Raw genomic sequence first — 9,459 nt, forward strand, 5'->3', positions numbered from 1 at the left:
TAACCCACCGGTTCCGCGGCCTTGCCCGGTGGGTTACGGCGCGCGGAAACGCCGAAGGAACTTTGCCGGTTCCGTGTAATGCGCGCCTAACCCACCCTACAAAATTTAATATTGAAAGCGATTTGGAATCAGTCCTCTTTCAACTCACTTTCTTCAATTGCTCCAGCAAAACGGACTGCGCTTGAATACCGCGCGGATTATCGGGCTGCGGGCGCTGATAGCTTCCGTCGGAAGCCAGCAACCAAGCTTGGCTGTCGTCCCGGAGATAAAGGTCTAAATCGGCCCGAATGCGGTCGGCCAGTTTTTTGTTCTCGATGGGAAAACAGATCTCGACGCGACGGAACATGTTGCGAGGCAGAAAATCGGCGCTCGTGAGATACACTTCCGGATGCCCGCCGTTCTCGAACCAGTAGACCCGGCTGTGCTCCAGAAATCGCCCGATAATCGAGCGGACTTCGATGTTTTCCGAGACGCCCGGAATTCCAGGGCGAAGACAGCAGATTCCGCGGACGATCAACTTGATCTCCACCCCGGCCATGGAAGCGCGGTAAAGCGCCTGGATCAACTGCGGCTCCGCCACCGAATTCACCTTGATGATGATGCGAGCGGGACGGCCGGCCAACGCATGCTCGATTTCGCGGTCGATTTTCTTGAGCAGGGTCTGATGCAAAGTGAACGGCGATTGCAACAGCTTGTTGAGCCTCCCGACTTTGCCCAGACTGGTGAGCTGGACGAACACCCGGCGGATGTCCTCCCCAAGCTCCTGGTCGGCGGTCAATAGCCCGTAGTCGGTATAGAGCCGGGTCGTGCGCGGGTGATAATTGCCCGTAGAGAGATGGGTGTAATAGCGCAGGTGCCGCCCCTCACGCCTGAGGATGAGCAACATCTTCGCGTGCGTCTTGTATCCGACGATGCCGTAGACCACCTGCACGCCCGCCTCCTGCAAGCGCGTTGCCAGCGAAATATTGGCCTTCTCGTCGAAACGCGCCCTAAGTTCCACCACTACGGTGACTTCCTTGCCGGCGCGGGCGGCTTTGAGAAGAACGTCCACAATCGGCGAATTCGGACCGGTACGGTACAAGGTCTGCTTGATGGCGACCACATGCGGATCGTCGGCGGCCTGCCGGATCAGTTCGATGACGGGCGTGAAAGATTCGTAAGGATGATGCAGCAGGATGTCCTGTTTCTTGATCGCCTCGAAGATATCCCGTCCTCCGGCGAGCTGGCCCGGGAATCCGGCCGTGAACAGGGGATATTTGAGATCAGGCCGATCGATCAAATCGTAGACTTCACGGGTGCGACTGAGGTTGACCGGGCCGTCCACCCGGTAAAGCCGATCCTCGGTGAGTCCGAACTGGCTCAGCAAAAACTCGACGATCTCATCCGGACAATTGTCGGCCACTTCCAACCGCACTTCGTCTCCGTAATTGCGGGTGCTCAGTTCGCCTTCCAAGGCGCGGAGCAAATCGTCGACTTCTTCCTCGTCCAGGTACATTTCGCTGTTGCGCGTCACCCGAAACTGATAGCAGCCGCGCACCTTCATGCCGTAGAACAGATCGTCGACGAAGGCATGAATGATGGACGAAAGAAACACGAAATCGTACGGGCCGCTCTCGGTTTCGCCTTGCGGCAGCTGAATGATACGAGGCAAGGCTCTCGGCGCTTGCACTATGGCGAGCGTGATATCGCGCCCGAAAGCGTCCTTGCCGGATAACGGCACGATGAAGTTCAGGCTCTTGTTCAGGATGCGCGGAAACGGATGCGCCGGGTCCAGGCCGATAGGACTCAGGATCGGAAGCAGTTCCTCCTCGAAATACTTCTTGAGCCAAGCGTGCTGGGAGGGATTCCATTCGCTCCTGCGGACGAATCGGATGCCCTGTTCCGCCAACAAAGGCAACATCACCTGATTCAATACCCGATACTGCTCGGCCACCAGCTCGTGGGCGCGCGCGCTGATCGCGGCCAATGTTTCCTGGGGCGCGAGACTATCGGGCTCGGTTTGGGTCGCCCCCAAATCGGCGAGCTGAATCAAACCGGCGGTGCGCACCTCGAAGAATTCATCCAGATTCGAGCAGGAAATGGAAAGAAAATTCAGGCGCTCCAAAAGCGGCGTGTGTTCGACCTTGGCTTGTTCGAGCACACGCCGGTTGAACTCCAAAAAGCTCAGCTCACGATTGATATAAAGCTGGCCATCGGATAAATCGATGGAACCGACAGCGCTCTCGCCCTCGCTCCCGGCCTCGGCCGAACCTTCCGTGCGTTTGTCCAGCAGTCTTCGGGCGCCGCTCGCCTTTTCCATGTCGCCCACCAGATACTTGGCCGCCCGAATCATGCGCATGGCCTTGGCTTTATTGAATCCCGCCATTTTGACCAATTGCTCGGCATCGGCGTTCGCCAATTCTTCGACCGAAAATATTCCGTGCTCGGCCAAGATGGTTCGAGTGGACTTAGTAATGCCTTTTACTTGGTTGATGATCAAACGTGTATCCCCTAATTGTTCTGATTCGGCAATCATAGCGCACCGCGGTCCGCTCAAAGTTGGGAAAACGCGGCGAATTGAAAACACATATGGCATGTACCGGTCGACTGCCGTTACGACCGGTTCTTGGAACGAGAACGAAAATACGCGGCGATTTAGCGGCTAAATCGGTCTCGACAAGCCAGACCCGTCAGCTTTTTTTGTTTGGTCACTTCGTCTTTTCGAAAAGAGCCCGGTACTCCCCGTAGCCTTCTTTTTCCAAATCTTCCTTGGGGATGAACCGCAAAGCCGCCGAATTCATGCAGAAGCGCTTTCCGGTGGGCGGCGGACCGTCATCGAACACATGACCGAGGTGCGAATCGGCGTGCTTGCTGCGCACTTCGTTGCGAACCATGAACCAGGATCGGTCCTGCCGGTAAGCGATGTTGCTCGGCTCCAACGGCTTGGTGAAGCTCGGCCACCCGGTGCCGGAATCGAACTTGTCGAGAGAACTGAAGAGGGGTTCGCCCGACACGACATCGACATAGATGCCTTCTCGGTGATTGTCCCAATACTCGTTCTTGAACGCTCTCTCGGTGCCATCTTCCTGAGTCACTTTGAACTGTTCGCTCGTCAGCTTCTTGCGGAGTTCCTCCTTGCTCTCGTTTTTGAACTGTGACGAATCCCACGACATGGCCAGGCCTCCATAAGACAACAAGGTAAGCAATAATAACAAGGCTTTCATGATGTTCCTGCGTCCGCTTTCAAAAATACCGGCGCGCTTCTCTTTCTGGTTTTTCTTATGTGTCAGCCGATTTCGACCTCTATGACAAACAAAATCGGTCGAAAAATCCTTTGACGTAAAACACCGAGGCATCCGATCCGTCTAACTTTATCTCGCCAACCGAATGGAATTTCCGGGAGGGCAAGATGCGACCGGAGTCAAGGAAAATCCCAGCAAGAACGGCCGATGCGCTATTGATGCTGATGGCCGTCTTATTCTCCAGATCGATTTTGGCGACGGGCGACGAGCTCGCCATGGTCGTAGGCTCTCATTCTTTATTGAGACCTCCAGCCATGATAGCCGTCAAGAAAGGCGCGATCCTGCACGGGCTGGACGCCAGAATGTATTCGGCCATTCATAAAGCCCGCCGGGTTTGGACGCGGCACGGAAAAACCCTGGTCGTTACGTCGGGCTTGGACGGCCGGCACAAAAAGGGGAGCCTGCATTATGCGGGCTTGGCTGTCGATCTCCGTTCCAGATATTTCGTTCCCTCTACCCGCAAGAAGGTCACTCGCGAATTGCGGAGGAGTCTGGGCGACGGGTTTCAAGTGATCGGCGAAAAACATCATATCCACGTGGAATACGATCCGTGAAACGAGATGTGGCAAGCTTATAAGTTCCTTTCGATATTCACTGCGTTTCTCGTCATCGCCCTTGATTTCACATGACGGGCCGAGTTTTCGAGTCCGCAGTTTGCGATAATTCCCATTTTCAAGCGCGCCGCGGTCCTGCAAGGGTTCGTCATTCGTGAAACGCGCTCATTTGCCGCGGTCTTTGAAATTCCAAGGCAAGATTAATTCAAACCCAGTCCAACCGGGGGGATTCGGCCATGGCCGACGAGACTTCCAATCTAATCGATCTTCAAGCACTCCGAACGAAGCGACTCGCGGAACGGAGGAAAGACAAATCACGCCTTCAGGAAAGATTCGGGCGGGAGTTTCTCCTGGATCTTTTTTGGTACGAACACGAACGAGAACCCGCCTCCGCTGCCGAGTTAGAGCAATTCCTCGAGGCAAGGGGCCTGCCCACCATGACGGACTCGGCGCTTTTTCGCGGATGGCTGATGCGCCGCCTCCGAGAAGATGCCTAAGTCGGCGTGGTCCGCGTCGAGCGGGGCTCAACGACTCCAGCCAAAAGCTCCCTCATATAAATAGCTCGCCGCGATCTCTCAGCCCGTTTTATTCGTCGCCTATTGTGTGCAATTATCCGGTTTGTGAACCAAGACGGCCGCGATGCCATTGCGCCTTCGGTTCTCGTCTTCCAGCCAGGCACGGACGGTGCCTTGTCGAGTGCCCGGCTATTCAAACACGAACTTAGGAGGAGTTTGATTATGAGATCTTGTTCCGCAACAGCCGTTAAATCGGCATGGGGCATTATCGCCTGTTGTCTGCTTATCGCTGGCGCGCATACGGCACGCGCCGAGGGACCATACAAAGTCGAAGGCAACAAGGTCGATAAAGCGACCTTCGAAGGCTGGAAAATCTACAAACGGCAACGCTGCGAAACCTGCCATGGCCCCACCGGCGAGGGCGGCCCCGCTTTTCCCAATCTGCTCAACAGCATGAAGAATCTCTCGAAGGAACAATTCCAGCAAGTCGTTTTGGAAGGCCGGAAGAATATGCCTGCCTACAAAGGCAATAAGGCGGTCGTCGATAACATGGACGGCCTTTACGCCTATCTAAAAGGCCGCTCGGATGGTGCCATCCCGGCTGGCGAGCTGGTCGAAATGCAGTGACTTGTCTTAGAAAGCACCGTTTGACGGGAGCGCCATTCCAGTCGATGTCGCGACGGTGAATTCCTCCCCCTGACCGGGGGAGGCATCTCCGCAGCCCCGTCGAATGGGCCGGGATGGCGGTGTTTCCAACGAACGCTGTCAGTCCCGGAACACCTTGTCTCTCTTCGATCGGCCGGTTCCGAACCTTCCCCTTCACACGCTCTTACCTCGGTACGATTCAGTCGAGATGAATTCAGATCTCTAACCTAGAAACGGCAGTTGGACGCGTCCGAGTGCCGTTTCTAGGTTTAAACTCCTCCGCCTCTCCGGCAACTGAAGAAACCCGCATCAAACAAAACCTACGTTACACTGTATCCGTTTGGGTGATACGGCGAACACGCCGCTCACTCGTTACAAAGCAAGCACGTCCATTCGAGGAGACAATAATGTTTAAGAACACTATTACCGCCAGCGTAGTCGCCATGTTATTGACGGGCTGCGCGAGTGGTCCTTACGGGGGTTCACCGCAATTCGGCAAGACCGGCACGGGGGCATTGATAGGGGCGGCCAGCGGCGCAGGGCTAGGCGCAATCATCGCCAAGGACAAGGGGAAAGGCGCGCTCATTGGCGCCGGCGTAGGCGGATTGCTGGGCGCCGGAGTGGGTGCTTACATGGATCGCCAGGAGACGCAACTGCGCGATCAGTTGGCAGGTACCGGCATCGAAGTGCAGCGGAGCGGCAATGATCTGGTTCTGAACATGCCGAACAATGTCACTTTTGCCTACAACTCCGACCAAATCTCACCGCAAGCGGCAAGTGCGTTGACCCAAGTCGCGTCGACTTTGAATCAATTTCCGGAAACATTGCTCACCGTGGTCGGACATACCGATTCGGACGGCAACGACGCGTACAATATGGACCTGTCTCGCCGGAGAGCCGGCGCCGTCTCCGAGTTCTTGATGGCACAGGCCGTTGCCGGCGGTCGCCTGCACACGGTCGGAATGGGCGAAAGTCAGCCTATCGCCAGCAATAGCACGGAAGAAGGTAAAGCACGCAACCGTCGGGTGGAGCTGTTGATTCGCCCCAATCAAGCTGCCGCACAGCAACCCGTGGCGCCGCAGAACCCAGGTTACTACCCCGCACCAACCGGAGCTTATCCGCAAAACGGCTATCCTCAGCCGAACGCTTATCCGCAGCAGCCCGGCAGCTATCCTCAACCGAGCACTTACCCTTATCCCCAACAACCGGGCGGCTACCCTCAACCGGGAACTTACCCCCAACAGCCGACAGGATACCCTCAGCAAGGCAATTATCCGCAATATCCTAACAGCGATCCGCAGCAGACCTATCCGACTCGCACTTATCCGTATTGATTCATCGGATTCGGTCTTTTTTCTTTTGAGGAAGCCGTAGAAGCCTGTCTATGAAGCTTTTGCGACACGGACAGGGAATATTTCTCGTTTTCCAGATTACTCAACGGCTTATTACCTGTTGAAAAGTGGCGAACGTCGCTTTTTTCGGCACCATTCGTTCCGGGGCGGACCGAGATTCCCGCCCCTTTCGAACGGCCTTGTCACTAATTAAGCATCTACTTGTCTCACTAGAGTCTAGGTATTATCTTACGGCGTAGTCTGGCCGCTACAAATGCAACTCTAGTCCGGCTTCCCGATGCCGCTTTTTGAAACTGCGGCTCCGCCCCGCTATCCCAACCAGTCCGACAGCAAGAATCAGAATTACTCGAGAGGACCCTATGCAAAATTGGAAACGACTGCTGATGTTGATTGCCGCCGCCATCATTGGCTTGGCTGTCGTGCTTTTGGCATCCGGCATCGCTTTGACGAATTTCATAGTGGATTATTGGTGGCACGACGAGCTCGACTATGGCGGATATTTTTGGCTTAAACTTCTTTATCGCTACATTTTGTCGGGTAGCGTCACTCTGTTTTTCTTCTTCATCTTCTTCCTGAATTTCTGGGCTGCGTCCCGTTATCTCGGCATAGACGAAACCGCCTTTGCCAGATTGGGCCATACCGAAGGAACCCGCTACCGGCGATTGTTGAAACTCTTTCAAACCGGCTCTTTGCGGGTTTACACGCCATTGTCCTTAATTTTGGCCATTCTCATCGCGATTCCGTTCTACAAACAATGGAATGCCGCATTGCTGTTCTTGTTTGCTCCCAGCGCCGGAGTCACCGATCCGGTATTCGGGAACGATGTCAGCTTTTACATGTTCTCCTACCCGATCTTCACGCTGATTCAAAGGGAATTGCTCATCGCATCGATCATCGCGACGCTGGCGATCGCACTCCTTTATTGGCTGGAGCATCGGTTACTTCCGGGCGAAAAAAGGGAGTGGCCTATCGGCGCGAGAATTCACCTCAGCGGCCTGGTCATCATCACTGCGCTGATCGTGGCATGGGGTTTCATTCTCTACCGCTTCGGACTGCTATATACGGACGTCCACGAGCCCCAATTCTTCGGTCCGGGGTTCATCGAACTTCGCTATCACTTGCCTTTGATTTGGCTCGCTATTTTGACCCTGCTTGGGGCGGTGGCCGCCAGTTTGATCTATGTACACCGAGGCAACGGATTGACTGCACTGGTCAGTTTGGTCCTCATTTTCTCAGTCGCTTTGGGTGCCCGTAAGATCGACTTCATCCCCGGCTTGATCGATCGGTTTGTGGTAAAACCGAATCCCGTCAAGGTCGAGCAAGAGTTCATGCGGAACAATATCAATGCGACCCTTGCCGCTTATGAGCTGAACGACATCAAGATCATCGATGTCATGCCGGGTCTCCCTAACCGAGATATTCTCGATCAGGCCTTCCGCGAACACCTGTACAACATTCCGGTCTGGGATCCCGAATACCTTGACGACGTGTATCAGCAGATGCAGGGTATTCGGCCCTACTATCGCTTTCCAGGCGTGGACATTGCACGCTATGTAATCAACGGCCGGCTCGAGCAGGTGAATCTTTCCTCGCGCGAAGTCAACATCACCAAGCTGCCGTCCGAGGCTCAGAATTGGGAAAACACCCACCTCCGTTATACCCATGGCTACGGTGCGGTCATTACGCCCGCCGCTCAGGATGGCGAAACGCCGATGAAGTGGTTTCTCCGCGACTTGACCCTTCAGTCAGGAGTCGGCTTCGCGGTCGAAAAGCCCGACATCTATTTCGGCGAAGAGAACTTAACCTACGCGATCGTACCGAATCGGCTCAGCGTGGTAGGCATTTCCAGCTTCGACGAGGAATCCAGCTACAACTATACCGGCAGCGGCGGGGTGCCGATTTCCTCGTTTTTCAGGAGACTGCTTTTCTCAATTTATTTCAGAGACGAGAAACTGTTTTTTTCGGTCAACATCCGCGGTGACAGCCGGGCGCTGTTCCGGCGCAACATCATCGATCGGATCAAGAGCCTCACGCCCTATTTGTCCTTGGACAACGACCCCTACGCCGTCGTCACGCCAAAGCGTATCTACTGGATCGTAGACGCCTACACGACTTCCGGCCTGTACCCGGTCTCAAAAACCTCGGTCACCCGTTTCAATCGGGACAGCGAGGATAAGCAATTCAATTACATCCGCAACTCGGTCAAAATCGTCATCGACGCTTTCGACGGTAACGTCGACTACTACGTCGCGAACCCAAACGATCCCATCATCCAGGGCTACAGAAAAGCTTATCCGGGTGTCTTCAAGGATATGAGCGCCATGCCGCCGATGCTCCGAGAGCAACTTCGCTATCCCAAGGATATGTTCACCACTCAGATGAGCATCTACGCCCGCTATCATCAAACCGACCCGGCTTTGTTCTTCCAGCAGGCGGAGACCTGGGATTTTCCTCTGGTCAACGATTCCATCCTGAAGCCCTTTTACTTCACAACTTACCTGTTGGAGGGACTTCGTGAGCCAGAAAACTTCGTTCTGATCAACCCGATGACCCCCATAGGACGGAGCAACCTCAGCGTGCTGGCAGTCGCGGGCACGCCGGCCGCCAGGGGGGGACGTACCGACTTTTTCAAGGAGATCGTCCTCTACAGATTCAGCCGCGAGGTCCAGGTCGAAGGCCCGTCTCAAGTCAGCGCTCTGATCGACCAGGACCCGGAGATCGCGAGACAGTTTGCCCTTTGGGACCAAAAGGGCTCGCATGTATTGCGCGGCCGCATCATCGTCCTGCCGGTGGGTCGATCGGTCTTGTATGTACAGCCCGTTTACATCGTCTCGACCGGCACCACGAGAATCCCGGAACTGCAACGGATCATTTTATCGATGGGAAACGTCGTCATTATGGATGCGTCTTTGGAGAGGGGAATGGAAAGACTCCAGGAGCGGCTAAGGGAAATAGGGCCCCAAGTACCGCCTAGCCCTCCGACGGCGCCCGTGGAGCCGCCACCGCCGCAATTGCCTGAAATCAGGCCGATGTAAGGCAAGACGAGTTTCGAGAAATCCACGGAACACGATCGCGGCAGTGAAAAGAATCACTGCCGCGATCGACCCTCTAG

At 55.2% G+C, this 9,459-nt stretch carries 7 protein-coding genes; 5 read left to right on the top strand and 2 right to left on the bottom strand.

All coding sequences use genetic code 11. The features are described from left to right. Positions 1-139: 139 nt before the first annotated feature. Entirely contained in the window at positions 140-2,479 is a 2,340-nt protein-coding gene (ppk1, locus tag ABJK70_RS15035; protein ID WP_347258366.1) for a polyphosphate kinase 1, read from the bottom strand. Positions 2,480-2,687: 208 nt separating this feature from the next. Continuing rightward, complete coding sequence (msrB, locus tag ABJK70_RS15040) at positions 2,688-3,152, bottom strand: peptide-methionine (R)-S-oxide reductase MsrB (RefSeq protein WP_276205417.1); 465 nt, start codon at positions 3,150-3,152, stop codon at positions 2,688-2,690. Between the two features lie 236 nt (positions 3,153-3,388). Here msrB and ABJK70_RS15045 point away from each other — a divergent pair, with 236 nt between their 5' ends. From ABJK70_RS15045 to ABJK70_RS15065, 5 genes are all read left to right on the top strand, one after another. Beyond that, positions 3,389-3,835: a hypothetical protein gene (locus tag ABJK70_RS15045; RefSeq protein ID WP_139841136.1), complete on the top strand. Its 447-nt coding sequence runs from the start codon at positions 3,389-3,391 to the stop codon at positions 3,833-3,835. Positions 3,836-4,071: 236 nt separating this feature from the next. Next, on the top strand, positions 4,072-4,332 hold the full coding sequence (locus ABJK70_RS15050; protein WP_077732311.1) for a hypothetical protein: 261 nt from the start codon (positions 4,072-4,074) through the stop codon (positions 4,330-4,332). A gap of 240 nt (positions 4,333-4,572) precedes the next feature. Then, a complete protein-coding gene (locus ABJK70_RS15055) occupies positions 4,573-4,977 on the top strand; it encodes a cytochrome c (protein ID WP_086135071.1) in 405 nt (134 codons plus the stop codon). A gap of 425 nt (positions 4,978-5,402) precedes the next feature. Further along, a complete protein-coding gene (locus ABJK70_RS15060; protein WP_156879434.1) occupies positions 5,403-6,329 on the top strand; it encodes an OmpA family protein in 927 nt (308 codons plus the stop codon). A gap of 377 nt (positions 6,330-6,706) precedes the next feature. Beyond that, positions 6,707-9,382, top strand: coding sequence for a UPF0182 family protein (locus tag ABJK70_RS15065; protein WP_347258367.1), 2,676 nt, complete (start codon positions 6,707-6,709; stop codon positions 9,380-9,382). Positions 9,383-9,459: the final 77 nt, after the last annotated feature.

Source organism: Methylocaldum sp. (genome assembly GCF_039794385.1).
GTDB lineage: Bacteria > Pseudomonadota > Gammaproteobacteria > Methylococcales > Methylococcaceae > Methylocaldum.